Origin of the sequence: Cupriavidus sp. OV096, from assembly GCF_900115455.1 — a bacterium.
Lineage (GTDB): Bacteria > Pseudomonadota > Gammaproteobacteria > Burkholderiales > Burkholderiaceae > Cupriavidus.
Map to the genome: position 1 here is coordinate 437783 of NZ_FOWM01000002.1, position 24096 is coordinate 461878.

22 protein-coding genes and 1 tRNA gene are annotated in these 24096 nt (G+C 67.0%); 9 read left to right on the forward strand and 14 right to left on the reverse strand.

Features of this window, described 5'->3' with window-relative positions:
• Window positions 1-21 precede the first annotated feature (21 nt).
• Window positions 22-639 (forward strand): SCO family protein, encoded by a 618-nt coding sequence (locus tag BM115_RS06025; RefSeq protein ID WP_092291642.1) that lies wholly within the window; start codon window positions 22-24, stop codon window positions 637-639.
• Window positions 640-706: 67 nt separating this feature from the next.
• Here the strand turns inward: BM115_RS06025 and rpoH are convergent, their stop codons facing one another.
• Window positions 707-1591: an RNA polymerase sigma factor RpoH gene (rpoH, locus tag BM115_RS06030; protein ID WP_255370730.1), complete on the reverse strand. Its 885-nt coding sequence runs from the start codon at window positions 1589-1591 to the stop codon at window positions 707-709.
• 417 nt (window positions 1592-2008) lie between these two features.
• Between rpoH and BM115_RS06035 the strand changes: the two genes are divergently transcribed.
• Window positions 2009-2884 (forward strand): pirin family protein, encoded by an 876-nt coding sequence (locus BM115_RS06035; protein ID WP_092291646.1) that lies wholly within the window; start codon window positions 2009-2011, stop codon window positions 2882-2884.
• Window positions 2885-2917: 33 nt separating this feature from the next.
• Here BM115_RS06035 and ybiB read toward each other — a convergent pair whose 3' ends face one another.
• The 4 genes from ybiB to BM115_RS06055 form a co-directional block, all read right to left on the reverse strand.
• Window positions 2918-3913 carry a DNA-binding protein YbiB gene (gene ybiB, locus BM115_RS06040; protein WP_092291648.1) on the reverse strand — a complete coding sequence of 332 codons (996 nt, stop codon included), beginning with the start codon at window positions 3911-3913 and terminating at the stop codon, window positions 2918-2920.
• 93 nt (window positions 3914-4006) lie between these two features.
• Complete coding sequence (locus tag BM115_RS06045; protein WP_092291650.1) at window positions 4007-4810, reverse strand: ABC transporter ATP-binding protein; 804 nt, start codon at window positions 4808-4810, stop codon at window positions 4007-4009.
• 24 nt (window positions 4811-4834) lie between these two features.
• On the reverse strand, window positions 4835-5746 hold the full coding sequence (gene ntrB, locus BM115_RS06050; RefSeq protein WP_092291652.1) for a nitrate ABC transporter permease: 912 nt from the start codon (window positions 5744-5746) through the stop codon (window positions 4835-4837).
• 48 nt (window positions 5747-5794) lie between these two features.
• Window positions 5795-7102, reverse strand: coding sequence for a CmpA/NrtA family ABC transporter substrate-binding protein (locus BM115_RS06055; RefSeq protein ID WP_092291654.1), 1308 nt, complete (start codon window positions 7100-7102; stop codon window positions 5795-5797).
• A gap of 530 nt (window positions 7103-7632) precedes the next feature.
• On the opposite strand from BM115_RS06055, the gene BM115_RS06060 reads away from it, so the two are divergent.
• Both BM115_RS06060 and maiA read left to right on the forward strand, forming a co-directional pair.
• Window positions 7633-8334, forward strand: a complete 702-nt coding sequence (locus BM115_RS06060) for a fumarylacetoacetate hydrolase family protein (RefSeq protein ID WP_092291656.1) — start codon at window positions 7633-7635, stop codon at window positions 8332-8334.
• A gap of 7 nt (window positions 8335-8341) precedes the next feature.
• Window positions 8342-8986 (forward strand): maleylacetoacetate isomerase, encoded by a 645-nt coding sequence (gene maiA, locus BM115_RS06065; protein WP_177219867.1) that lies wholly within the window; start codon window positions 8342-8344, stop codon window positions 8984-8986.
• Between the two features lie 94 nt (window positions 8987-9080).
• Here the strand turns inward: maiA and BM115_RS06070 are convergent, their stop codons facing one another.
• Complete coding sequence (locus BM115_RS06070; RefSeq protein ID WP_177219858.1) at window positions 9081-11417, reverse strand: carboxypeptidase-like regulatory domain-containing protein; 2337 nt, start codon at window positions 11415-11417, stop codon at window positions 9081-9083.
• Between the two features lie 236 nt (window positions 11418-11653).
• On the reverse strand, window positions 11654-12967 hold the full coding sequence (gene ftsY, locus BM115_RS06075; protein ID WP_369823469.1) for a signal recognition particle-docking protein FtsY: 1314 nt from the start codon (window positions 12965-12967) through the stop codon (window positions 11654-11656).
• Between the two features lie 61 nt (window positions 12968-13028).
• Between ftsY and BM115_RS06080 the strand changes: the two genes are divergently transcribed.
• The 5 genes from BM115_RS06080 to BM115_RS06100 all read left to right on the forward strand — a co-directional run bounded on the left by BM115_RS06080 (window position 13029) and on the right by BM115_RS06100 (window position 17722).
• On the forward strand, window positions 13029-14579 hold the full coding sequence (locus BM115_RS06080) for a M16 family metallopeptidase (protein ID WP_092291663.1): 1551 nt from the start codon (window positions 13029-13031) through the stop codon (window positions 14577-14579).
• Between the two features lie 9 nt (window positions 14580-14588).
• On the forward strand, window positions 14589-15956 hold the full coding sequence (locus BM115_RS06085) for a M16 family metallopeptidase (protein WP_092291665.1): 1368 nt from the start codon (window positions 14589-14591) through the stop codon (window positions 15954-15956).
• A 117-nt stretch (window positions 15957-16073) separates the two neighbouring features.
• Window positions 16074-16718: a 16S rRNA (guanine(966)-N(2))-methyltransferase RsmD gene (gene rsmD / locus BM115_RS06090; protein WP_177219859.1), complete on the forward strand. Its 645-nt coding sequence runs from the start codon at window positions 16074-16076 to the stop codon at window positions 16716-16718.
• 192 nt (window positions 16719-16910) lie between these two features.
• A complete protein-coding gene (coaD, locus tag BM115_RS06095) occupies window positions 16911-17396 on the forward strand; it encodes a pantetheine-phosphate adenylyltransferase (protein WP_092291667.1) in 486 nt (161 codons plus the stop codon).
• Between the two features lie 65 nt (window positions 17397-17461).
• The gene (locus tag BM115_RS06100) at window positions 17462-17722 is read left to right on the forward strand and encodes a YfhL family 4Fe-4S dicluster ferredoxin (protein WP_092291669.1); all 261 of its coding nucleotides are present in this window, start codon (window positions 17462-17464) and stop codon (window positions 17720-17722) included.
• A gap of 108 nt (window positions 17723-17830) precedes the next feature.
• Here the strand turns inward: BM115_RS06100 and pth are convergent, their stop codons facing one another.
• The 7 genes from pth to BM115_RS06135 form a co-directional block, all read right to left on the reverse strand.
• Entirely contained in the window at window positions 17831-18427 is a 597-nt protein-coding gene (pth, locus tag BM115_RS06105; protein ID WP_092291671.1) for an aminoacyl-tRNA hydrolase, read from the reverse strand.
• Window positions 18428-18549: 122 nt separating this feature from the next.
• Window positions 18550-19167: a 50S ribosomal protein L25/general stress protein Ctc gene (locus BM115_RS06110; protein WP_092291672.1), complete on the reverse strand. Its 618-nt coding sequence runs from the start codon at window positions 19165-19167 to the stop codon at window positions 18550-18552.
• 170 nt (window positions 19168-19337) lie between these two features.
• Window positions 19338-20291, reverse strand: coding sequence for a ribose-phosphate pyrophosphokinase (locus BM115_RS06115; RefSeq protein ID WP_092291674.1), 954 nt, complete (start codon window positions 20289-20291; stop codon window positions 19338-19340).
• A gap of 98 nt (window positions 20292-20389) precedes the next feature.
• A tRNA-Gln gene (locus tag BM115_RS06120) sits at window positions 20390-20466 on the reverse strand.
• A gap of 60 nt (window positions 20467-20526) precedes the next feature.
• Window positions 20527-21405: a 4-(cytidine 5'-diphospho)-2-C-methyl-D-erythritol kinase gene (gene ispE, locus BM115_RS06125; protein ID WP_092292127.1), complete on the reverse strand. Its 879-nt coding sequence runs from the start codon at window positions 21403-21405 to the stop codon at window positions 20527-20529.
• An 8-nt stretch (window positions 21406-21413) separates the two neighbouring features.
• Window positions 21414-22034, reverse strand: a complete 621-nt coding sequence (locus tag BM115_RS06130; RefSeq protein ID WP_304441450.1) for an outer membrane lipoprotein LolB — start codon at window positions 22032-22034, stop codon at window positions 21414-21416.
• A 137-nt stretch (window positions 22035-22171) separates the two neighbouring features.
• Window positions 22172-24085 carry a tetratricopeptide repeat protein gene (locus tag BM115_RS06135; protein WP_092291676.1) on the reverse strand — a complete coding sequence of 638 codons (1914 nt, stop codon included), beginning with the start codon at window positions 24083-24085 and terminating at the stop codon, window positions 22172-22174.
• Window positions 24086-24096: the final 11 nt, after the last annotated feature.

The window sequence follows — 24096 nt, forward strand, 5'->3', positions numbered from 1 at the left end:
TCCCGACCACCGCGTATCCCGATGACTCTCCCCGGCTCTCCGTCCCTCCTTGCCCAGTTCCGCCGCCTCTGCCTGCTGGCACTCTGCACGGCTCTGCTGGCCGCCTGCGGGCAGCCCAAGCCCTCGTTCAAGAACGTGGATATCTCGGGCGCCACCGAGTTCGGCAAGGACTTCTCGCTGCTGGACCCGAGCGGCAAGACCCGCACGCTGGCTGACTTCAAGGGCAAGGCCGTGGTGATGTTCTTCGGCTACACGCACTGCCCGGACGTCTGCCCGACCACGATGGCCGAGCTGAAGGCGGTGATGGACAAGCTCGGCCCGGACGCCGACAAGGTCCAGGTGCTGTTCGTGACCGTGGACCCGGAACGCGACACGGGTGCGCTGCTGGGCCAGTACGTGCCCGCCTTCGACGCCCGCTTCCTGGGCCTGCGCCCGGCCGACGAGGCGGCGCTGAAGAAGGTGACCAAGGACTTCAAGGTCTTCTACGCCAAGGTGCCGGGCACCTCGCCGAACAACTACACCGTGGATCACTCGGCCGGCAGCTATGTGTTCGATACCAACGGCCAGCTGCGCCTGTTCCTGCGCCACGGCCAGGGGCCGGACCCGATCGCGCATGATTTGAAGCAGCTGCTGTCGTAAGGCGAAGGCAAGACAAAAAAAGGGCCGGTCGCAAGACCGGCCCTTCTGCATTGCGGGGAGCGGAGGATCAGGCGAAAGCCGCCAGCGCACCCTTCATCTTCTTCATCGCGGCCGCCTCGATCTGGCGGATGCGCTCGGCGGAGACGCCAAACTCGTCGGCCAGCTCATGCAGCGTGGCGCCGCCCGAGCCGTCGTCGTTCACGTCCAGCCAGCGTGCCTCGATAATGCGGCGGCTGCGGGCATCCAGACGCTCCAGCGCCTCGACCAGCCCTTCGACCTGCATGCGGTCCTGGCGCTTGGCTTCGAGCACGCGGGTCGGCTCGTTGTGGTTGTCCGCCAGATACGCGATGGGGGCGAATTCCTCCTCGCCGTCGTCGATCTGGCCTTCCAGCGCCAGGTCGCCGCCCGACAGGCGGGTCTCCATCTCCATCACTTCTTCGGGCTTCACGTTCAGTTCGCGCGCCACGGCTTCCACCTGCTCGGGCGTGAACGTGTGTGCGCCGGTCTTGTGGCTGCGCAGGTTGAAGAACAGCTTGCGCTGGGCCTTGGTGGTCGCCACCTTGACCATGCGCCAGTTCTTCAGCACGTATTCGTGGATTTCGGCCTTGATCCAGTGCATCGCGTACGACACCAGACGCACGCCCTGATCCGGGTCGAAGCGCTTCACGGCCTTCATCAGGCCGATGTTGCCTTCCTGGATCAGATCCGCATGCGGCAGGCCGTAGCCCAGGTACTGGCGGGCGATGGACACCACCAGACGCAGGTGGGACATCACCAGCCGGCGGGCGGCATCGACGGATTCATGGTCGCGCAGGTCGCGCGCGAGGCGCTGCTCTTCCTCGGCGGTCAGCAGCGGAATCCGGTGGATAGCCTGGATGTAGCTATCCAGATTGCCCACTGCGGCCGGGAAGGCGAGCGCGAGGCTGCCAGCGGCGGCATTCTTGGGGGCCATCGGCAGACGGCCAGAAATCTTGGTTGGGTCGGCAGACAGAACTGCGGTCACGCTTATTGCTCCTTTCGCATCCGGCGGTAGGTTGCCGGCGTGCCTCGATTCCAGAATCGGAAGAGTCACTGCACTGCAACGCATATTAGCACTCAGGTTCGGCGAGTGCTAAGTTAGAGCTTCTATAGGGTTGATAGTTCCGGACAATGAATGTCGTTGTTGGGATAGTCTAATGGGCCTCGGCGCGGCGTCCGCGCCTTGTCTGGCAAGGGCTGGCGGGCCGCCAGCGTCGCGTACCATGATTAGAGGGAACTCGCCCCGATCGGTTTCATCGTGATTTCGGGATGCTGTATTGCGCATTTCGCTACACTGGTGGCCAGCTTTCCGCTGTTTTCCCGTTGTTATCCCATTGCCAGGAGTCCTGTCATGTCTGCCATCGAACACTTGCTCAAGCCCCATGTGCGGGACATCGGCGAGTTCACGGTCCGCCGCCTGCTGCCCGCCGCCGCCACGCAGACCGTGGGCCCCTTCATCTTCTTCGATCACCTCGGTCCTGTGTCGATGCCGCCGGGGAATGGCATGGATGTGCGGCCCCATCCACATATCGGCCTCGCGACCGTGACGTATCTGTTCGAAGGCGAGATCACGCACCGTGACAGCCTCGGCAGCGAGCAGGTGATTCGCCCTGGCGACGTGAACTGGATGACCGCCGGCACCGGCATCACGCACTCGGAGCGTTCGCCAGACGCCGCGCGCCAGGCCGGTCCGCTGCTGCATGGCATCCAGACCTGGGTGGCGCTGCCGAAGGCGCATGAGAAGGATCCGCCGTCGTTCCACCACCACCCGGGCGCCACGTTGCCCAAGCTGGAGCTGCCCGGCGTGCGGATGATCGTGATTGCCGGCGACGCCTTCGGCGCGGAATCCCCGGTCCGCGTGTACAGCCGCACGCTTTACGTGGCCATCGACATGGAAGCCGGCGCGACGCTGGTGATTCCGCCCGAGCACGTGCAGCGCGGGCTCTATCCGGTGGAAGGCGATGTGACGATCGATGGCGAGGCGCTGGCGGGGGAACACCTCGCCGTGCTGGTGCCGGGCGAGCCGGCCACGCTGACCGCGACCACCGCCGCGCGCGTGATGCTGCTGGGCGGCGATCCGACCGACGGCCATCGCTTCATCTACTGGAACTTCGTGGCGAGCACCAAGGAAGACATCGACGACGCCGCGCGCCGCTGGGAGAACGACGAGTTCCCGCACGTGCCGGGCGAGACCGAGCGGATTCCGCTGCCTCCGCGCCGGCCTTAATCGGCTCTAATCGTCCGTAATCGTCCGTAATCGTCAGACCGGGCTCGTCCAGGCCACGCGCGTGGCCTGCTTCAGGCAGTCCTGGATGGTCGCTACCTGCGTGGCGATGGGCGCCGGCACCGGCGCGTCGCCATCGAGCACCTTGCGAATCCAGGCGGCGGTCAGGCCGACGTCGGTGCCCGGCGGCAGTTCGGGCACGTCGCCAATCGACCCGCCTACCGGATCGACCAGCGTCCGCTGATGGCCGTCGTGCAGCCAGTCGATGCGGCCGCTGCGGCGGGCATCCGCCACCACTTCCCCTTCGGTACCACGCGCCAGCAGCACGTTGGCAGGCTCGTGGGAGAAGTAATCGGTCAGCGTCTCGCGGTATTCCGGATGGGTGTAGCTATAGAGCCGCAGCGCCTCGGCCGGCGTGTGGCTGCCCACCGGTTGCAGCATCTTGACGATGGTGTGCGAGGAATTGCGCAGGCCGATGATCGGACGCTTGTCGAGCAGGCGCGAAAGCGCTGGAGACAGCACATCGATCGGCAGTACGGCCAGCGGATTGGCGGCGTCGCGCAACTGGTCCTGCGCGGCCTGCGTGGTGGCGCAGAGCGGCACGCCGAGCGCCTCGAACAGCTGCATGCTCGTCACCCGGCCGTTGAACTCGCGCGAGCCGTGCACCAGCGTCGGCACGCCTTCGCGCGCCAGCAGCAGCGCCAGCAGCGGCACCAGATTCGGCTGCTTGCGCGCGCCGTTGTAGCTGGGGATGACGACCACGGGCTTGTCCGGCGGCGGCGCCAGCGCGGCGCAGTGTCCGTGGGCGGCCTCGAGCATGCCGGCCAGCTCGTGCGGCGCCTCGCCCTTGATCCGGTAGGCCATCAGCACGGCGCCCAGTTCGATGTCGGAGACGCGGCCGGCCAGCATCGCATCGAACAGCACCTGGGCGTCCTCGCGGGGCAGCGCCCGGGCGCCATTGACCCCGCGGCCAATCTCCTTGATGTACTTGCTGGCCGAAAACGGCGGAAGGGTCGGGGCGGCAGATGTCATGGCGGGAGGGGATATGTGGATCGTTCTGCCGTTCATGATAGCGGAGCAGGGCGGCTTCGCCCACGCCCGCCATCCCACGCATCCCCGCCGGGGTCAGGCTGCCTCGCGCAGCGCCGGGTTGCGCTGCTTGCGGTAGAGGAAGTCCAGCACGGCGGTGCGGCAGGCGTGGTAGCCCTTGTCGTCGGCCAGCGCCACGCGGTCGCGCGGGCGGGGGAGGTCCACCTTCAGGATCTCGCCCACCGTGGCCGCCGGACCGTTCGTCATCATGACGATGCGGTCCGCCAGCAGCACCGCTTCGTCCACATCGTGCGTGACCATGACCACGGTGCTTTGGGTGCGGGCGACGATCTTGATGAGTTCGTCCTGCAGGTGGGCGCGGGTCAGCGCATCCAGCGCGCCGAACGGCTCATCCATCAGCAGCACCTTGGGCGACATGGCCAGTGCCCGGGCGATGCCCACGCGCTGCTTCATCCCGCCCGAGATCTCGTGCGGATACTTGCTCTCGGCGTGCGTGAGGCCGACCAGCGCCAGGGTGTCCTGGGTGCGCGCCTTGAGCTGGGCGCGGCTCTCCGTGGCGGCGAACACGCGCTCCACGCCCAGGTAGACGTTCTCGAAGCACGTCATCCACGGCAGCAGCGAGTGATTCTGGAACACCACGGCGCGCTCCGGCCCCGGTCCGGCAATCTCGCGCCCGGCGCAGATCAGCGCGCCCGTGGTGGGCGTGGTCAGGCCCGCAATCAGGTTCAGCAGCGTGGACTTGCCGCAGCCCGAATGCCCGATCAGCGTGATGAACTCGCCTTCGGCAATGCCCAGGTTGATGTCGCGCAGGGCCACGAACGGCCCCTTGCGCGTCTTGAAGGTCTGGCCCACGTTCTCGATGCTGACAAACTTTTCCATGGCGATGGCTCCTTCGGGGGGCGGTCAGTTGTTGCCGTAGCTGAAGCGGCGGGCCAGCGCGAGCAGCAGGTGCTCGAGGATCAGGCCCACCACGCCGATGATGAAGATGGCGATGACGATGTGCTCCACCTTGAGGTTGTTCCACTCGTCCCAGAGCCAGAAGCCGATGCCGGTGCCGCCCGTGAGCATCTCGGCCGCCACGATCACCAGCCACGCGGTGCCGATCGAGAGCCGCACGCCGGTCAGCATGTAGGGCAGCACGGCCGGGAACAGCACCTTGCGGAACACCTTCCATTCGGATAGATCGAGCACGCGCGCCACGTTCAGGTAGTCCTGCGGCACGCGCGTCACGCCGACGGCCGTGTTGATGATCATCGGCCAGATCGAGCAGATGAAGATGGCCCAGATGGCGGCCGGGTTGGCCGCCTTGAACAGCAGCAGCCCGATCGGCAGCCACGCCAGCGGCGAAACCGGGCGCAGCAGGCTGATCACCGGCGCCGCCATTGCATTCAGGAAGGCGAAGCGGCCCAGCAGGAAGCCGGCCGGAATGCCGACCACCGCCGCCAGCCCGAAGCCCGCCGCCACGCGCGCCAGCGAGGCGAGGATGTTCCAGCCGATGCCCTGGTCGTTCGGCCCGTTGCGATAGAACGGATCGGAGAAGAGCGGCACGGCGGCGTTCCAGGTGGCGCCCGGCGTGGGAATCGCCGGAATCATCGTGGCAATGCCGTGCCAGACCAGCAGGAACAGGACGAAGCCGACCAGCGGCGGCACCGTCTTGCGTACGACGGCGCCAAGCGCCTCGCGGCGGGCGGCCATCCGCTCCTGCGCGGCCAGTTGCGCCGCCCGGCGGCGGGTTTGCTCCTTGGTGTCGGTGTCGACAAGGTCCGAAGTCATGGCGGGTGTGCCTTCCGGCGCGGGGTGGGCAATGGCATTCACGTCTGGCTCCTGAGGTGAGGGCAGCGGGACATCAAGGAAACGACGAGGTCAGGCTTTGATCTTGAATCCATCGGCATAGGCCTTGGGGTCCTTGGTGGCATCCCAGGTCACGCCGTCGATCAGCTTGGCGGTGCGGAAATCGCTCTTGGGCACGGCCACCTGCGCGGCGGCGGCGGCCTGCTTGAAAATATCGATCCGGTTCACCTGCTTGGCCACGGCCAGGTAGTCCGGGTGCTCCTTGAGCAGGCCCCAGCGCTTGTGCTGCGTGAGGAACCACATGCCGTCGGACAGGAACGGGTAGTTGGCCGCGCCGTCCTGGTAGAACTTCATCGAATCGGGGTCGTCCCAGGTCTTGCCCAGGCCGTTGCTGTAGCGGCCCAACATGCGGTCCAGGATGATGTCCATGTCGGTATTCACATAGGACTTGGCGGCGATGGTCTCGGCGGTCTTGCGGCGGTTCGAGGTCGAGGCGTCGATAAACTTCGAGGCTTCGAGGATGGCGGCGACCATCGCCCGTGCGGTGTTGGGGTTCTTCTGGACGAATTCCGCCGTGGTGCCGAGCGTCTTCTCGGGGTGGTCCTTCCAGATCGCCTGGGTGGTTTCCACGGTAAATCCGATCTTGTCGGCGATGGCGCGCGCGCCCCACGGCTCGCCCACGCAGAAGCCGTCCATATTGCCCACGCGCATGTTGGCCACCATCTGCGGCGGCGGGACGGTGATGGCCTTGGCATCCTGCATCGGATTGATGCCGTTGGCGGCCAGCCAGTAGTAGAGCCACATCGCGTGGGTGCCGGTGGGGAAGGTCTGGGCGAACACGTAGTCGCGCCGCTCCTTCATCATCAGTGCCTTCAGGCTGGCGCCGTCCTTCGCGCCTTTTTCGGCGAGTTTCGATGACAGCGTGATGGCCTGGCCGTTGTGGTTCAGGTTCATCAGCACGGCCATGTCCTTCTTCGGGCCGCCGATGCCGAGCTGCACGCCGTAGATCAGGCCATAGAGCACGTGGGCGGCGTCGAGTTCGCCGTTGACGAGCTTGTCGCGCACGCTGGCCCAGTTGGCTTCCTTGCTCGGCGTGATCTTGATGCCGTACTTCTTGTCCAGGCCGAGCGTGGACGCCATGACCACCGAGGCGCAGTCCGTCAGCGGGATGAAGCCGATGCGGACTTCGGATTTTTCCGGGGCGTCGGAGCCGGCCGCCCAGGCGCCGCTGCGCACCAGCGGATCCACCAGCGTCATCACGCCGGCCCCGGCGATGGTGGCCAGCACGCGGCGCCGGCTCTGGCTGGCTGGGGCTGCGTCGGGAGTGGCAGGGACCACGGCGGCGGGCAGGGGCTTGGCGTCTTTGAGGCGAGAGGGCATGGCGATGGCTCCGAAAAAAGAAAAAGGCGTCCCGACCCGCAGCCCGCCTTCGCCAGCTTGCAGTTCAGGACGCCGTTGTCCCGCCGCGCGTGCCATGGTGGACAGCGCGGACGCGTTGTTCAGGTTGTGAGTTCGGGTGCTTAGAGCTTCGTGCTTCGGTACCACGCGGCCGTCGTTGGCCGTGCAGGCGATAACGCAAGCCACGTGCCAGCGTCGTTGCGGCGCACAAGCGCGCGGAAAACCTGCCGGAAATCCCGATCTGGAGGCAGCGCGGGGCGGGTCCGCCCGGGGTCGGTGCGGACGGTGGGCCGTGGCGGGGCACGGCGGATGGATGGGCGGGTAAGGGACTGCGCGAACTAGTGCGGGCCGGGCCGGCCCGCAGCGCCACAGTTGTGCAATGCACCAGCCGCGTGCGGGCGGGGAGGGTGCTCATTCGCCACTGTATGCGGCCGTACGCATGGGTGTATGCTTTTGGCCTACCGCGCCGCGCCGGCGCGGATTCCATCAGAAAAACAGTCTGGAGAGTTTGGATGACCGAGTTCGTTTTCGAGCCGCAAGCCCCCGTTGGCGTCCCCGTGCGCGGTAGCCGCGCAAGCTTTCCCGTGCGCCGGGTTTATTGCGTGGGCCGCAACTATGCCGCCCATGCGCGCGAAATGGGCTCGGACCCGGATCGTGAACCGCCGTTCTTCTTCTGCAAGCCGTCCGACGCGGTGAGCTACGTGGCCGACGGCACCGAAGGCACCTTCCCGTACCCGCCGGGCACCAGCAATTGCCACTATGAAGTGGAGCTGGTGGTGGCCATCGGCAAGGGTGGCAAGGATATCCCGGTCGAGCAGGCCGCCAGCCACGTCTACGGCTACGCCCTCGGCCTGGACATGACGCGCCGCGACCTCCAGAACGAATCGAAGAAGACCGGCCGCCCCTGGGAGACCGGCAAGGCATTCGACAAATCGGCGCCGATCGGCCCGATCCTGCCGGTGTCCGAGATCGGCCATCCGCAGAAGGGCGCGGTCACGCTGGCGGTGAACGGCGTGGAGAAGCAGCGCGGCGATCTGTCGGACCTGATCTGGTCGGTGCCCGAGATGGTGTCGTACCTCTCGAAATTGTTCGAATTGCAGCCCGGCGACCTGATCTACAGCGGCACGCCCGAAGGCGTGGGCCCGGTGGTGAAGGGCGACCTCATGCTGTGCCGCATCGAGGGTGTGGGCGAGTTGACCGTCAAGGTGGCCTGAGCCGATGCTGAAGCTCTACAGCTACTTCCGCAGCTCGGCTTCGTTCCGCGTGCGTATCGCGCTGGAACTGAAGGGCCTGCCGTACGAGTACGCGGGAGTGCACCTGCTCAAGGAAGGCGGCATGCAGCTCAAGCCCGAGTATCGCGCGCTCAACGCCGATGGCGTGGTGCCGACGCTCGTGGCCGACGGCAAGCCGCTGATCCAGTCGATGGCGATCATCGAATACCTGGATGAAACGCACCCCGAGCCGCCGCTGCTGCCGGCCAACCCGCTGGACCGCGCCATCGTGCGCGGACTGGCGCAGGAAATCGCCTGCGAGATCCATCCGCTGAACAACCTGCGCGTGCTGAAGTACCTCAAGCACACGCTGGGCGTGGCGGAGGAGGCGAAGGACGCGTGGTACCGGCACTGGATCGAGCAGGGCTTTGCCTCGCTCGAAGGCAACCTCCAGCAGATCGGCCGCGTGGGTCGGTACGCGTTTGGCGACACGCCGACGCTGATCGACCTGTGCCTGGTGCCGCAGGTATTCAACGCGCACCGGTTCAACGTCGATCTGGACCGATTCCCACAGATCGCGCGCATTCACGCGGCCTGCATGGAGCTGGAAGCCTTCCAGAAGGCCGCGCCGGCGGCGCAGCCGGATAGCGAGTAGTCCGCTTTTATCGGATGGTTCCGACGTTTGCAGGAAGCCCGGCAGCGATGCCGGGCTTTTTTGTTGCCGATTGGCCGATTGGCCGATTTGGCGGTTATGGGGCCAACGGCTTGCAGGCCGTATCACCGTGCCCGACGATGCAGCGCGTCAGGCGATTGCTGACGCCGCCAGCCGTCCATTCGGCCATCACGTAGAGATAGGCACCGCTCCACGGACCCGGCTGACCCGCCATGCCGGACAGGCGTCCGTCCGGCGTGAGCGTCGGCCGCCAGGCGGTAGAGGCGCAGGATGCGCCGCTTCTCGTCAGGCACACGAGGCTCCAGGTGACGGGGGCCGTGACATCGAGCGCGGGGGCGGTGCTGCGGACCGCAAGCTGGCCGTCGGTGACCACGTATTGGCCGTTAGGCACATCGGCCCCGGACGCCGCCGCGCCGGGCGTGGATAGGCCCAGTGGCAAGACGATCTCCACCTTGTCGCCCACCGGGTCTGCCACCGGCACCACCTTGAGCTGCATGACGCCGCGCAGACCGGGTTTGTCGGCCGAGGTGGCGCGCAGCCAGAGCGACGGCACGCCGTAGCTCGCCCCGACGACGAGGTCCATCGTGTGATCGGGCGGGATGATGGGCGACACATCGGGCATGGTCAGCGTGCCATCGGCGGCTATGGCAGCGCCCGGCGCCCACGGGGCGCAGTCGCTCACGCCGTAGTTGATGTCCATGCCGCACGAGAGCTCCCACTGCACCGACCGCAACGGATGGCCTGCATTGCCGAAGTAGGCCTGGAAGGTGTCGTCGTGCAGGTTGTGGACCGGGTAGGTCGGCAGGCTGTGCAAGCCGCTGTCATCGGTGTAGGTGGTCATGTCGTCGGTGGTGCGGCCGCCTGCGCCATAGCGTCGCCCGACGATGACGATCGTCGGCGCCTCCAGCGTCACCGATGCCTGGCGCATGACCAGATGGTCGGCCGTGCTGCGCACGGTGATCGAGACCTGCCGGCCGCCGGTGTTCAGTACAGCGTCCAGATCGGCGCCGCGCGGAGAGCGGTAGCGCCCGCTGGCCGAAATCGTGCCGACTGCCGGGTTGCCGCCGGGCACACCATCGACCAGCCATTCCAGGGGCGTCGTACCAAGGTTGCGCGTGGCGAGCGCGAACTGGATGGTCTTGCCGCCGGCCTTGTCGGCATCGAAGAACACCAGCGATCCGGTACCGGGTGTCAAGTCAATCTGGGGCAGCCCGGACAGGCGCACTACCACTTCGTCGGTTGCGCGCCATTGCAGCTTGTTCACGGTTGCGCCGCCGCCGAGGTTGCCGATGCGCACCGAGAACCTGCCGTCGACCGCATCGTCCGGCACGGACACGGACGTGATACCGGCGTCCAGCGTGATCGCGGCGTGGCCGCTGGTGGCATAGCCCCCGGGCGCCTCGGTGAACGTGGCGGTCAGGTACGCCTGGCCAGAGTAGGGCACGCCGGCTGGATCGAGCACCTTGATGCGCATGGCGCGGGTGGTCCGGAAGTAGTCGCAATTCCACCAGCTGAAGTGATCGACATCGGCCTGCATCGCCAGCCCGGTGGGACTGTCGGGCGATGCCACGACAACGCCCGAGATGCCGGTGGCCTGCCGCCACTGGCCGGTGCTGTCGTCCATGCTCCAGACCGGCACGGTATCGCCCGGCTTGAGCAGTCTGCCGTCCGGCGTGGTGGCGGCATAGAGCGGGATGGAGATCCGCGCGGTCTTGCCGGGCGCCAGTTTCAGCGGCTGGCCGTTCTGCGAGAACGAGAAATCGGCCATGCCCATGCTGACCATGATGCCGTCCACGCCGTCCTGGCGCAGGTACGGCGTGCCCGGGAAGCCTTCCGGATTGCCGGCCGCGCTGTAGGGCGTGATGTCAATCTGCACAGTGCCACTGACCGGCTTGCCGTCAGGGGTCACGAACGACCCGGGGGCCACCGTGACGCTGGCGCCATCGCCGCCGGCAAAGGTGCCGCCGGACTGGAAGCCCGGCGCGGAGAGGGTCGTGCCGACGGGCAGCAGCGTGGCCTCGATGCGTGCGTCGCGCGTGGCGGTCACCGGCACCACCTGCTCGACGTAGCCGGTCTTCGACAGCCGCACCACGGCATTGCCGGCTGGCACCGCGAGCGCGGCAAAGTCGCCGCTGGCCGAAGTGGCGCCCTGCGCGACCACGGCCTTGCCATCGGCGCCGGACACCTTGACGGTGACATCGGCGGCATGGCCGTGGGGATTGCCCCCGCCGGCGGCCTGGTAGACCTGGCCCGACAGGGCGATGGTCTGGCGCGGCACGGGCGGCGGATCGACCTTGCCGGTGCCTCCGCCTCCGCCGCCATTGTCATCGCCGCCGCACGCCGCCATCAGCGTGGCGACGCAAAGCGATCCGAGCCAGGCGCGCATCCTGCGTGGCTTCAACGTTCCATTCATGGTTCTCGTCCTCAGGTGAAGAATGCCGGGGGGCGAGCCATTGCAGCAGCCATCCCTGGGACGACGGTTGATGTCAGTCAACGTTGGCCACGCAGCTAGTCCGGCCCCTTCCGGCAGCCAAACGGGCCTGCCGGAGGGGCAAGTCGCAGCGAGGCGCTAGCGATAAAACGAAAATGGCGAGCCCGGGGGCTCGCCATGCTGGTTTTGCAGGGGAAGCTGGCCAAAGCCAGCCGTGCTCAACCGAGTAGTGCTTCAGCGAATTCGTCAGCCTTGAATGGTTGAAGATCTTCCACCTTCTCGCCCACGCCGATGAAGTACACCGGCACCGGGCGCTGCCGGGCGATGGCGGCGAGGATGCCGCCCTTGGCCGTGCCATCCAGCTTGGTCACGATCAGGCCGGTCAGGCCCAGCGCGTCGTCGAAGGCGCGGGTTTGGGACAGGGCGTTCTGCCCGGTGTTGGCGTCGATCACCAGCAGCACCTCGTGCGGGGCCGTCGGCATCGACTTGCCGATCACGCGCTTCACCTTCTTCAGTTCTTCCATCAGATGCAGCTGCGTGGGCAGGCGCCCCGCGGTGTCCGCCATCACGATGTCGATCTTGCGCGCGCGCGCCGCGTTCACGGCATCGAAGATCACTGCCGCCGGGTCGCCGCCTTCCTGGGCGACCACGGTGACGTTGTTGCGCTCGCCCCAGATCGTCAGTTGCTCGCGCGCGGCGGCGCGGAAGGTGTCGCCGGCCGCCAGCAGCACCGACTGGTGGTAGGCCTGGAAGTGCTTGCAGAGCTTGCCGATGCTGGTGGTCTTGCCGGCGCCGTTCACGCCCGCGATCATCATCACCAGCGGCTGCTCGCGGCCCAGTTCCATGGTCTTCTCGAGCGGGCGCAGCAGGTCGGTCAGCAGCTCGCGCAGGGCGATCTTCACGGCTTCGGCGGTCTCTAGGCGCTCGTTCTTCACGCGGCGGCGCAGTTCGCCGAGCAGGAACTCGGTGGCTTCGACGCCGGCGTCGGCCATCAGCAGCGCGGTTTCGAGTTCCTCGAACAGGGCCTCGTCCACCTTCACGCCGACGAACAGCGTGCCGAGGTTTCGGCTCGTCTTCGACAGCCCGGCACGCAGGCGCGTCATCCAGCCACGCTTGGCCTCGGCGGTCTGGGTTGGCGGCGGCGTTAGTTCGAGTTCCTCGACAACCGGCGGCTCATAGGCGACCGGCGCCGGCGGCGGAGGCGGCACTTGGGCGGGAACCGGGACCGGCACGGGCACCGGGGCAGGCACCGGAGCGGGAGCCGGGGCAGGTGCGGGGGCCGGAACCGGGACAGGGACAGGCACCGGAACAGGAACAGGCACCGGCACGGGGACCGGAACCGGGGCAGGCGTTGGAGCTGGAGCGGGGACAGGCAAGGGCGCCGGCGCCGGGCTGGGCGACGGCTGGGGTTGGGGGGCAGCGGTGGGCGAGGCCACCGGTGCCGGCGTGATGGCCGGCGTCGGCTCGGCAGCCGGCGGCTCGGCGGGCGCAGGGGCCGGCTCGGCCTTGCGCTTCTTCCAGAAACTAAACATTAGGGAAAGGGGTCAATACCCCGGTAGAATCAATCGCCAAAATTCTAGCAGACGGGGTCGCATGAACCATTGCGCTGTCTTGTCCGGAGCGGGCGCCGCCCGAATCCGATCAATGCCCACCGCCCGCCTCTCGCGGCGCGTCCTTCCCACACTGGTTGCTGCTTTCGCCTTCTCCGGCCTGTCAGGATTGCCCGGATTTGGCGGATTCGCCGGATTTAGTGGCGCGGCGATGGCCCAGACCACCGCGCCCACGCCGCAGGGCCCGCCTTCCGGAGCGCGGACCGCTTCCGCGGTGGGCCAGCCCCAGGCGGGCACCACCGAATTCCAGCTCTCCAACGGCATGCGCGTGATCGTCAAGGAAGACCATCGCGCGCCCACCGTGGCGCACCAGATCTGGTACCGCACGGGCGGCATCGACGAGGTGAGCGGCACCACGGGCGTGGCCCACATGCTCGAACACATGATGTTCAAGGGCACGCCGAAGGTGCCGGTGGGCGAGTTCTCGCGCCAGATCGCCATGCTCGGCGGTCGCGAGAACGCCATGACCAACCGCGATTTCACGCTCTACTACCAGCAGATCGCCAAGCAGTACCTGCCGAGGATGATGGAGCTGGAGGCCGACCGCATGGCCAACCTCATCATCAAGAAGGACGAATTCGACCGCGAGATGAAAGTCGTGATGGAGGAGCGCCGCCTGCGCACCGACGACTCCCCGCGCGGCACCGTCTACGAGCAGCTACTGGCCACGGTCTACACCGCCGCCGCCTACCGGCATCCGGTGATCGGCTGGATGGATGACCTCGTCAACATGCGCGTGGAGGACGTGCAGGCCTGGTACAAGGCCTGGTACGTGCCGAACAACGCGCTGCTGGTGGTGACCGGCGACGTCAAGCCGGACGAGGTGCGCGCGCTGGCCGAACGCTACTACGGCAAGCTCAAGCCGCGCGCGCTGCCGCTGCGCAAGACCCAGCTCGAGGCTACCCAGAAGGGCATCAAGCGCATCTGGGTCAAGGCGCCGGCCGAGAACCCGTACATGGTCATGGCCTACAAGGTGCCGCGCCTGCATGACGTGGAGAAGGATGTCGATCCGTACGCGCTGGAGGTGCTGTCCGCCGTGCTGAACGGCTACGACAACGCCCGCCTGACCCGCGAACTGGTGCGCGAGCAGCGCCTGGCCGACGACGTGAACGTGGGCTACGACAGCATCAATCGCGGCGAATCGCTGTTCGTGCTCGACGGCACCCCGGCCAACGGCCACACCACGGACGAGATCGAAAAAGCCCTGCGCGAGGAAATCCAGCGCATCGCGAAGAACGGCGTGTCCGAGGAAGAGCTGAAGCGCGTCAAGGCGCAGGTGGTGGCGGGCCAGATCTACAAGCGCGACTCGGTATTCGGCCAGGGCATGGAGATCGGCACGGCTGAGATCTCCGGCATCTCGTGGCGCCAGATCGACCGCATGCTCGACAAGATCAAGGAAGTCACGCCAGCCCAGGTGCAAGCCGTGGCGGCAAAGTATTTCAACGATGACAACCTGACCGTGGCCACGCTGGTGCCGCAGCCGATCGACCCCAACAAGCCCAAGACTGCCGCCCCGGAAGGGCTGCGTCACTGAGGAGCCACGATGTCCTTGTCCGTCATGACGATTGCCTCGCCACGGATGGTGCGCCGGCTGGCCGGGGTGGCCTGCGGGGCGATTGCCCTCCTGGCCGGCTCCGTGGCCCAGGCCGCGCTGCCCATCGAGAACTGGACGGCCTCCACCGGCGCGAAGGTGTTCTTCGTGCCGAGTCCGTCGATTCCGATGCTCGATGTCAATATCGATTTCGACGCCGGCGGCCGCTACGACCCGCCCGGCAAGGCCGGATTGGCCACGCTGACCGCCGCGCTGCTCGACAAGGGCGCGGCCGCCCAGGACGGCCAGCCCGCGCGCAATGAAGCCCAGGTGGCCGATGCCTTCGCCGACACGGGTGCCGATTTTGGCGGCGCGGCTGGCGGCGACCGTGGCGGCATCGGCCTGCGCACGCTGACCGCCTCGCCCGAACGTGAGCAGTCACTACGGCTGGCCGGGCAGCTGATCAAGGCGCCGACCTATCCGGCGGCCGTGGTCGAGCGCGAGAAGCAGCGCCTGATTACCGCGATCCGCGAGGGCGACTCGCGTCCCGGCGTGATCGCCGACAAGACGCTGTCGAAGGCCGTGTATCCGAACCATCCGTACGGAGTGTCGGCCACGCCGGAATCGGTGGCCGCCATCTCGCGTGATGACCTGCTGAAGTTCTGGCGCGACAACTACACCGCCAAGCGCGCCGTGGTCACGCTGATCGGCGCCATCGACCGCAAGCAGGCCGAGCAGATCGCCGAAGACCTGACGCGCGGCCTCCCCGACGGCGTGGCCGCGCCCAAGGTGCCGGACGTGCAGATGACGATTCCGGGCAGCGAGAAGCGCATCCCCCATCCGGCGCAGCAGGCCAGCGTGGCGATGGGCCAGCCGGCCATCGCGCGCGGCGACCCCGACTACTTCGCCCTGCTGGTGGGCAACTACGTGCTCGGCGGCGGCGGGTTCAGTTCGCGGTTGACTGACCAGGTGCGCGAGAAGCGCGGGCTGACCTACGGCGTGGACAGCTATTTCGCGCCGGCGAAGCAGCCCGGGCCGTTCGGCATCACGCTCCAGACCAAGAAGGAGAACACCGACGAGGCGCTGCGGCTGGTGCGCGAGATCCTGAAGCAGTACGTGCAGACCGGCCCGACCGACGCCGAACTGCGCGCCGCCAAGGACAACCTCGTCAATGGCTTCCCGCTGCGCATCGACAGCAACCGCAAGCTGCTGACCAACGTGGCGAACATCGGCTGGTACGGCCTGCCGCTCGACTATCTCGACACCTGGACGGCGCAGATCGGCAAGGTCACGCGCGAGCAGGTGCGGGCGGCTTTCCAGAAGCACGTGCATCCGGATGCCATGGCCACGGTCATCGTGGGCGGCCCGGTGCAACCCTGAGTTGGCGCTAACTTGGCGCCGGGTTGGCGCAGCATCGATCGTTGAGACGATTCTGATTGTGAAGCCGCGCAGCCGCCAGAGGGTGTGGCGGGGCGCGGCAGGCTCTACAATCACGGCATGAATTCGCGCACCAAACCATCGCCCGCACCGCGCGGGCGATCTGCTTCCCCCTCCCCTCGCCAGGCGCCGGCGCAGGTCCGCATCATTGGCGGGCGCTGGAAGCGCTCGCTGCTGCCGGTCCTCGAGGCCGAAGGGCTGCGGCCCACGCCTGACCGCGTTCGGGAAACCCTGTTCAACTGGCTCGGCCAGGACATGTCCGGGATGACCTGCCTCGACCTGTTTGCCGGCTCCGGCGCACTTGGCTTCGAGGCGGCGTCCCGTGGCGCGGCGGCCGTCACGCTGGTGGAGGCCAACCCGCGTGTGGCGCGCCAGTTGCGCGACAATCAGTACCGGTTCGACGCCGAGCAGGTCAAGGTGATCCAGGGCGACGCCTTCGCCGTGGCCGCGCAGATGCCGGGCGCCAGCTTCGACGTGATCTTCCTGGACCCGCCGTTCGCCGAGGACTGGCTCGGGCCGGCGCTCGAGCATGCAGCACGGCTGTCGCGGCCGGGTGGCGCGGTCTATGTGGAGACCGACCACGCGCTGATCGGGCCCGATGCGCCGGTGCCGGCCTCGCTCGAGATCGTGCGGCAGGCCCGCGCGGGCGCGGTGCACTTCCACCTGCTCCAGCACAAGGTGCCGGGGCAGGGCGAAGCAGGGTAGTCGTACGACGAGTTGCCGCGCCGGGCAAGCGTTTGCGGGCGTGCTGCAACGCCGCAGAAAGCCTGTGGATGGACTTCCAAATGCCGCATTTGGCGTTACACTACGCCGCTGTTGTTTGTTCAACGCTCGTCACGCAGCCAGAATCCATCGATCGGCCACAAGGCCGGCAGCGGGCACCCCAAAGGAGGAAATATGGTCGTCGCGGTCTATCCCGGTACATTCGATCCCATGACCCGGGGACACGAGGATCTCGTCCGTCGCGCGTCGAATATCTTCGACGAGCTGGTGGTCGGCGTGGCGCACAGCCCCAACAAGCGCCCGTTCTTCTCGCTGGAGGAGCGCATCGGTATCGCGAAGGAAGTGCTCGGGCACTATCCCAACGTGCGCGTGGAAGGCTTCTCGGGCCTGCTCAAGGACTTCGTGCGCAAGAACAATGCGCGCGTGATCGTGCGCGGCCTGCGCGCGGTGTCGGATTTCGAGTACGAGTTCCAGATGGCCGGCATGAACCGCTACCTGCTGCCGGACGTGGAAACGATGTTCCTGACCCCCTCGGACCAGTACCAGTTCATCTCGGGCACCTTCGTGCGCGAGATTGCCGTGCTGGGCGGCGATGTCAGCAAGTTCGTATTCCCCTCGGTGGAGCGCTGGCTGCAAGAGAAGATCGGCAAAGCGGAATAGAATGGAGCCTTCGAACCCGCCGACGCGGCCAGTCGGGCGCGGGCGGGTCGCAGGAAGGAAATATCATGGCGCTATTGATCACTGACGACTGCATCAACTGCGACGTTTGTGAGCCCGAGTGCCCGAACGAAGCAATTTCGATGGGGCCCGAGATCTACGAGATCGACCCCAACAAGTGCACCGAGTGCGTCGGCCACTTCGACGAACCGCAATGCCAGCAGGTATGCCCGGTGGCTTGCATTCCGAAGGACCCGAACCGCGTGGAGTCCCAGGAGGTGCTGATGCAGCGCTACCGGCTGCTGACCGCCGCGCGGCATGCGGCTTGAGCATTATTCAGCACTCGGCCCGTACCCGTTCCGGGTTGTCCGGCATATAAAAAACCCCGCATCGCGGGGTTTTTTATTGCCTGCTGACACTGGGCCGGAAGATACCCTTCACTTGCCCGTGTGCAGCTCCATCATCGCGCGCTCGTTCTCGCCACGCGCCAGCAGCCCCAGCGGGCCGATGCTGCGGTCGATCGCCGTGTCGATGGCTTCCTGCTCTTCCTTGCGTGGCGGCTTGAGCACATAGTTGACCACATCCTCGCGGCCCGCCCCGGCGCCGCCCGGCGCATTGCGCGGATGGCCCACGCCGAGCCGCAGGCGCCAGTACTCCTGGGTGGTCAGGTGCGCGGCAATGTCCTTGAGCCCGTTGTGCCCGCCTGCGCCGCCGCCGCGCTTGAGCTTGACCGCGCCCGCAGGCAGGTCCATCTCGTCGTGCGCGACCAGGATCTCGTCCGGCAGGATCTTGTAGAAGCGCGCCAGCGACACCACGGCGAGCCCGGAGCGGTTCATGAACGTGGACGGCTTGAGCAGCCAGATGTCCTGGTCCCAGAGCCGGGCGCGGCCGGCCAGGCCGTGGAAGCGGCCCTCCACGCGCAGCGTTGTGCTGCCCATGCGGGCGAGTTGGTCGACGAGCCAGAAGCCGGCGTTATGCCGCGTGGCCTCGTATTCCGCCCCGGGATTGCCGAGGCCGACGATGAGCTTGATCATGCGATGAATCGGGAAGGTCGGGAGAGTCTGGCGCGAGACAGCATACGTCAAAACGCTGGCGAAAATCCCGCGCGAAAAAAAACCGCCGGCGAACCGGCGGTTTCTTCGATGCGCGAGAAGGCTTAGGCAGCCGGCGTTTCGCCAGCGGCTTCGCCACCTTCAGCAGCTTCGGACACACCACCGGCCGGCAGCGAGATGCTGGCAACGGCGGGGTTGTCGTCACCGTGGGTGATGGCGGTCACGCCCTTCGGCAGCTTCACGTCCGACAGGTGCAGGGTCTGGCCCAGTTCGGCCTGGCCCAGATCCACTTCGATGAACTCGGGCAGGTCGGCCGGCAGGCACGACACTTCCAGGTCGTTCAGGATGTGGTTCACGATGCCGTGGCCCAGCTTCACGCCAGGAGCGGATTCCTGGTTCATGAAGTGCAGGGGCACCTTGACGTGGATCTTGTCGGTGGCCGACACGCGTTGGAAATCAACGTGCAGCACCAGCGGCTTGAACGGGTGCATCTGGAACGCGCGCAGCAGCGCCTTCTCGGACGCGCCACCCACTTCCAGGTCCAGGATCGACGAGTGGAACGCTTCCTTCTTCAGGGCGTGCCACAGCGCGTTGTGATCCAGTTCGATCATCTTGGGCTCGGCGGCGCCGCCATAGATGATGCCGGGGGTCTTGCCGGAATTGCGCAGGCGGCGGCTCGCACCCGTTCCCTGTACGCTACGCTCGAAAGCGATGACTTTCATGGTGTACTCCAAATAGTAAGAAGGCTGTCCGCGACCAGACAGCCTCGACTGAAGCGGCACGACGAGAATGTAGTGCCGCTTGAAGCACATTGGCCGCCAAACCTGGCAGCCAATGCGGTAAAGCCCAAAATTCTAGCAGGTATCGCTATGCAGCGGCTACCCAGCGCGCATCAGTGGTCGGCAAACAGCGACATGATCGAGTCGCCCTTCACGATCCGGGTGAAGGTCTCAGCCAGCAGCGGGGCGGTGGAGACCTGGCGGATCTTGCCGGACTGGCGGGCTTCGTCGGACAGCGGGATGGTGTCGCACACCACCACTTCGTCCAGCTCGGACGCCGCGATGCGGGCTGCGGCACCGCCCGACAGCACCGGATGGGTACAGTAGGCGAAAACCTTCAGCGCGCCGCGCTCCTTGAGCACCTGGGCGGCCTTGCACAGCGTGCCGCCGGTGTCGATCATGTCATCCATGATCACGCAGTTGCGGCCTGCCACTTCACCGATGATGTTCATCACCTCGGCCACATTGGCCTTGGGACGACGCTTGTCGATGATCGCGAGGTCGCAGTTCAGTTGCTTGGCCAGCGCACGGGCGCGGACCACGCCGCCAACATCGGGCGAGACGACGAGCAGGTCGCCGTAGTTCTTCTCGCGCAGGTCGCCGAGCAGCACGGGCGACGCATAGATGTTGTCGACGGGAATATCGAAGAAGCCCTGGATCTGGTCGGCGTGCAGGTCCATCGTCAGGACGCGCTCTACACCGGCCACTTCGAGCATGTTGGCCACGATCTTGGCCGAGATGGCCACGCGCGCCGAACGCGGGCGGCGATCCTGGCGGGCATAGCCGAAGTAGGGCATGGCGGCGGTGATGCTGCGGGCCGAGGCGCGCTTGAGGGCATCGACCATCACCATCAGTTCCATCAGGTTGTCGTTGGTCGGCGCGCAGGTGGACTGCAGCACGATGACGTGCTTGCCGCGAACGTTTTCCTGGATTTCGACCTGGACTTCGCCGTCGGAGAAACGGCCTACCAGTGCCTTGCCCAGGGGAATGCCGAGGTGCTGTACGACAGCCTCCGCGAGTTTGGGGTTGGCGTTGCCGGTAAATACCATCAAGCCTTCGCTGCTCATTCGGGGCACCTGTCTTGCTGCTGGGGGAGATTTTGTGACCGCCGGCCATTGCCGGCAGCCGATTCTGCGAGTGTTCGTCAGAACACTATAGGAAGTAATGGCAGGGGAGGAAGGATTCGAACCCTCGCATGCCGGAATCAAAATCCGGTGCCTTGACCAACTTGGCGACTCCCCTACACAACCTTTATCGACTGTCGCGGCGCCAAACTGAAGCACCTCGCCAGACGAAAACTTGCTATGCGAATGTTGCGAGCGGGTGATGCGACAAACTACTCACACACCTGCCATCCCATTCCGATGGCACCTGTTCCACAACCTGCTGCGCAGTTTGCTGATCGTCGAAACGGGCAAACACGCAGGCTCCGGAACCGGTCATCCTTGCATGGGGACTGTATTGTCTCAGCCATTCAAGGGCTCGGGCAACTTCGCCGAATTTCGCTGTTGCTATCGCTTGCAGGTCGTTGCGACCGAAAGCGAATTTGTTTGTGCAAGCAGCGAAGTCGGTAATTATGGAGATGGGCGTATCCCTTGTCAAGCGTTCGTCCGAAAATATTGCAGCGGTGGGCACGTGCTGGCGCGGGTGGATGACGACGAACCAACTGGACGGCAAATCCACGGGCGTCAGTTCCTCGCCCACCCCTTCCGCGAAGGCGTTCTGGCCGAAGACGAACACCGGCACATCGGCGCCCAGCGAGAGGCCGATCCGCATCAGTTCGTCGCGCGGCAGCCGCACGCCCCAGAGGTGATTCAGCGCCAGTAGCGTGGTGGCCGCATCGGACGATCCGCCGCCGATGCCGCCGCCCATCGGCAGCCGCTTCTCGATGGCGATGTCCGCGCCGAAGCGGGTGCCGCTGGCCTGCTGCAGGGCACGCGCCGCGCGCACCACGAGGTCGGTGTCCGCCGGCACACCGGGGATGTCGGTGGTGCGGGCGATCACCCCATCGTCGCGGCGGTGAAAGTGCAGGGTGTCCGACCAGTCGACTAGCTGGAATACGGTCTGGAGCGTGTGGTAGCCGTCCGGGCGGCGCCCGGTCACGTGCAGGAACAGGTTGAGCTTGGCCGGCGCCGGGCAGTCGCGCAGGTCCGGGGGCGGCAGGGAGGTATCGGTGGTCATGGCGGCGGTCATTGGCGGGCCTCCGGGTCGATCACGAGCCGCACGGTCATCGGCGACGGGCCGCCGTCGCGCGCCATGTCGATGCGACGCGGCCGGGCGGTGGCCACGGTGGCACCTTCCGGCGGCTCCTGCCAATCCACATAGCGCACGGTCCAGCCGGCCTGCGTGAGGGTGTCGAGGCGGCCGCGCACGTCGCGCGTGGCGTTGGCCGGCGCGCCCGGCGCGGGGCGGCCGTGCAGCCAGTCGCGCATGCCCGAGACGGGCAGCGAGAAGCCCAGCGCCTGTTCCATCAGCGCGTCCACCTCGGGCGCGTTGCGCGGCGGCTCATTGGGCAGGTCGAGCGTGGCGCCCGAGGGCGTGGACGTCACCACGGCCAGCGTCTGGCCCAGCGGCGAAACGAGGTCCAGTCGCACGTTACGCCCCTGTTCCTCCCAGCGGAAGCTGCCCTGCACGCCTTCGTTGCGGCCATAGCGGGTGTAGTTGGCGGCGAAACGGCCCGAGTAGTGCTCGCTGCGGGCGGTCTCGCCGGCGTCGAAGCCGCGCGAGGGCGCCACGCTGGCGCAGCCGGCCAGCCAGAGCGGGGCGGCAAGGCAGAACAGGGCCAGGCGACGGGATCGGAGCATGGTCATGAGTCGTCGGTCGGAAAAATCGGGATGTATGACGAGGTGGCGATGGCCGCCAGGGCGACCATCGCACAACAGCGCCCCGGCGCCCTCCATCGCACGGTATTGCATCGGATGGCGGGCGGCCCGGGCCGGTTGGCAGCTTACTTGGACAGCAGCACGTTCTGGTTGTAACGGCGCAGCGTGTCGATCAGGGTCTGGTTCTCGGGCTCCGCCTTGGCGGCCTCGGTCCAGGTGCGGCGTGCTTCGTCATGCTGGCCCAGTTGCCAGAGCACCTCGCCCAGATGCGCGCCGATTTCAGCCTCGGGCGCCTTCGAGTAGGCGTTGCGCAGCAGTTCGGCGGCCGGTTGCAGTTCGCCCTGGCGATACTTCACCCAGCCCAGGCTGTCCATGATGTAGGGATCGTCCGGGCCAAGCTCGGACGCGCGTTCGAGCAGCTTGCGGGCTTCGGCCAGCCGCTCGTTGCGGTCGGCCAGTGAGTAGCCGAGCGCGTTGTAGCCCTGCTTCTGCTCCGGCTGCATGGCGATGACCTTGCGCAGGCCGCGTTCCATGCTGTCGTAGCGCTTCTCGCGCTCGTCGAGCATCGCCAGTTCGTAGACCCAGTCGGCATTGTCCGGCTCCACGCGCACGCGTTCCTCCAGTGACTTGCGCGCGCGGTCGTAGGCCTTGGCGTCGATCAGCGTGGCCACTTCTGCCTGGCGGATCGCCGCCATGCGCTGGCCGCGCTGGCCGGGGTCGGCGATGTCCTCGGCATCGGCCAGCATGTCGCTGAACACGGCCTGGGCGTCGTCGAGCTTGCCCATGCGCGCCAGCAGCTGCGCGCGCTTGGCCTGGGCTGCCGGTGCGAGGCGGCTGTCTTCGATCCGGTCGAGCCACTGGATGGCCTGCGCGTAATCCTTCTTTTCCTCGGCGATCTGCGCCAGGTACTGGAAGGCTACGTCCGGATTGGCGGCCGGGGATTTCTCGGCCATGCGCAGGTATTCCTGCAGGTAGCGCTCGGCGTCGTCGTAGCTGCGCGCCTGGAGGCTGGTCAGGCCCAGCGCCAGCGGCACGCGCGGGTCGTTCGGGGCGACCTTGCGCAGCGCCTCGAACTCGGCGCGCGCGGCTTCCATGTCGTTCTTCTGCAGGTACAGGCGGGCCAGCGTGATGTGGCCGTTGACCGAGGCCGGTGCCTTGGCCAGGAAGCGCTTGAGCAGGGCGATGGACTTGTCCGGCGCGCTCTCGGCCTGGAGTTCGGCGGCCATCAGCGCGGCGGGCTCGAGGTCAGGCTTGATGCGCAGCGCCTCGTCCAGCTCGGCCAGCGCGCCGGCGTTGTCGCCGGCCGCTTCCTTGGCGCGGGCAATGGCCAGATGCGTCTCGGCGAACTTGGTGTCGTTGGCGGTCACGCGCTGGAGCACGGCCACGGCGCCGGCCGGATCGCTGGTGCGCGAGATCTGCTGCTGCATCTGCAGGATGGCTTCCGGGCGATGGCCCGGCGGCGAGCTGGCCAGCTGCTGCACCAGCAGCGGCTCGGCCTCGTCCCAGCGGCCGTTCAGCACCAGCAGGGTGGAAAGCACTTGCCGCGCGGCGGGCGAGGTGGGCGCCAGTTCGGTCCAGAGCCGGGCGGCGTCCAGCGCCTGCTGCGAAATCCGCGCGTTGAACGCGATTTCCGTGGCGCGCTGGGCCAGGCGCGGGTCACGCGTCTGGCGCGCGAGGTCCAGGTAGGTGCGGTAGGCGGTGCCGACCAGGCCACGCTGGAGCGAGATCTCGGCGGCCAGCACCCGATAGAGGATGTCCGGCGTCAGCGACACATTCGGCAGCGGCGTGCGCGGCGCCCGGGGCTTGGTCACGGAGGCCGGCGGCGGCACGTCGATGGCTTCTTCGTCGCCCTGCGCCACCCGGGGTGGCGCGGCGTGCGCCACCGTGGCGAACGCGCCGAATGCTAGGCAGGCGGAGACGGCCAGCGCACGCGCATGGCGGCGCAAGCCGCTGGCGGGGCCGGCGGGCGCGGCGGGAAATGCTGTCATCGGAATGAGGTCCGGGCGCATGGCCTGAAGGGACGAACGGAAGTCCGGCATGAAATCGATGC

Bases quoted from the DNA above. Each gene is read 5' to 3' on its own strand.
- BM115_RS06025 (WP_092291642.1), top strand. From the start codon at position 22: ATGACTCTCCCCGGCTCTCCGTCCCTCCTTGCCCAGTTCCGCCGCCTC.
- rpoH (WP_255370730.1), bottom strand. From the start codon at position 1,591: ATGGCCCCCAAGAATGCCGCCGCTGGCAGCCTCGCGCTCGCCTTCCCG.
- BM115_RS06035 (WP_092291646.1), top strand. From the start codon at position 2,009: ATGTCTGCCATCGAACACTTGCTCAAGCCCCATGTGCGGGACATCGGC.
- ybiB (WP_092291648.1), bottom strand. From the start codon at position 3,913: ATGACATCTGCCGCCCCGACCCTTCCGCCGTTTTCGGCCAGCAAGTAC.
- BM115_RS06045 (WP_092291650.1), bottom strand. From the start codon at position 4,810: ATGGAAAAGTTTGTCAGCATCGAGAACGTGGGCCAGACCTTCAAGACG.
- BM115_RS06055 (WP_092291654.1), bottom strand. From the start codon at position 7,102: ATGCCCTCTCGCCTCAAAGACGCCAAGCCCCTGCCCGCCGCCGTGGTC.
- BM115_RS06060 (WP_092291656.1), top strand. From the start codon at position 7,633: ATGACCGAGTTCGTTTTCGAGCCGCAAGCCCCCGTTGGCGTCCCCGTG.
- BM115_RS06070 (WP_177219858.1), bottom strand. From the start codon at position 11,417: ATGAATGGAACGTTGAAGCCACGCAGGATGCGCGCCTGGCTCGGATCG.
- ftsY (WP_369823469.1), bottom strand. From the start codon at position 12,967: ATGTTTAGTTTCTGGAAGAAGCGCAAGGCCGAGCCGGCCCCTGCGCCC.
- BM115_RS06080 (WP_092291663.1), top strand. From the start codon at position 13,029: ATGAACCATTGCGCTGTCTTGTCCGGAGCGGGCGCCGCCCGAATCCGA.
- BM115_RS06085 (WP_092291665.1), top strand. From the start codon at position 14,589: ATGTCCTTGTCCGTCATGACGATTGCCTCGCCACGGATGGTGCGCCGG.
- rsmD (WP_177219859.1), top strand. From the start codon at position 16,074: ATGAATTCGCGCACCAAACCATCGCCCGCACCGCGCGGGCGATCTGCT.
- coaD (WP_092291667.1), top strand. From the start codon at position 16,911: ATGGTCGTCGCGGTCTATCCCGGTACATTCGATCCCATGACCCGGGGA.
- BM115_RS06100 (WP_092291669.1), top strand. From the start codon at position 17,462: ATGGCGCTATTGATCACTGACGACTGCATCAACTGCGACGTTTGTGAG.
- pth (WP_092291671.1), bottom strand. From the start codon at position 18,427: ATGATCAAGCTCATCGTCGGCCTCGGCAATCCCGGGGCGGAATACGAG.
- BM115_RS06110 (WP_092291672.1), bottom strand. From the start codon at position 19,167: ATGAAAGTCATCGCTTTCGAGCGTAGCGTACAGGGAACGGGTGCGAGC.
- BM115_RS06115 (WP_092291674.1), bottom strand. From the start codon at position 20,291: ATGAGCAGCGAAGGCTTGATGGTATTTACCGGCAACGCCAACCCCAAA.
- ispE (WP_092292127.1), bottom strand. From the start codon at position 21,405: ATGACCACCGATACCTCCCTGCCGCCCCCGGACCTGCGCGACTGCCCG.
- BM115_RS06130 (WP_304441450.1), bottom strand. From the start codon at position 22,034: ATGACCATGCTCCGATCCCGTCGCCTGGCCCTGTTCTGCCTTGCCGCC.
- BM115_RS06135 (WP_092291676.1), bottom strand. From the start codon at position 24,085: ATGCCGGACTTCCGTTCGTCCCTTCAGGCCATGCGCCCGGACCTCATT.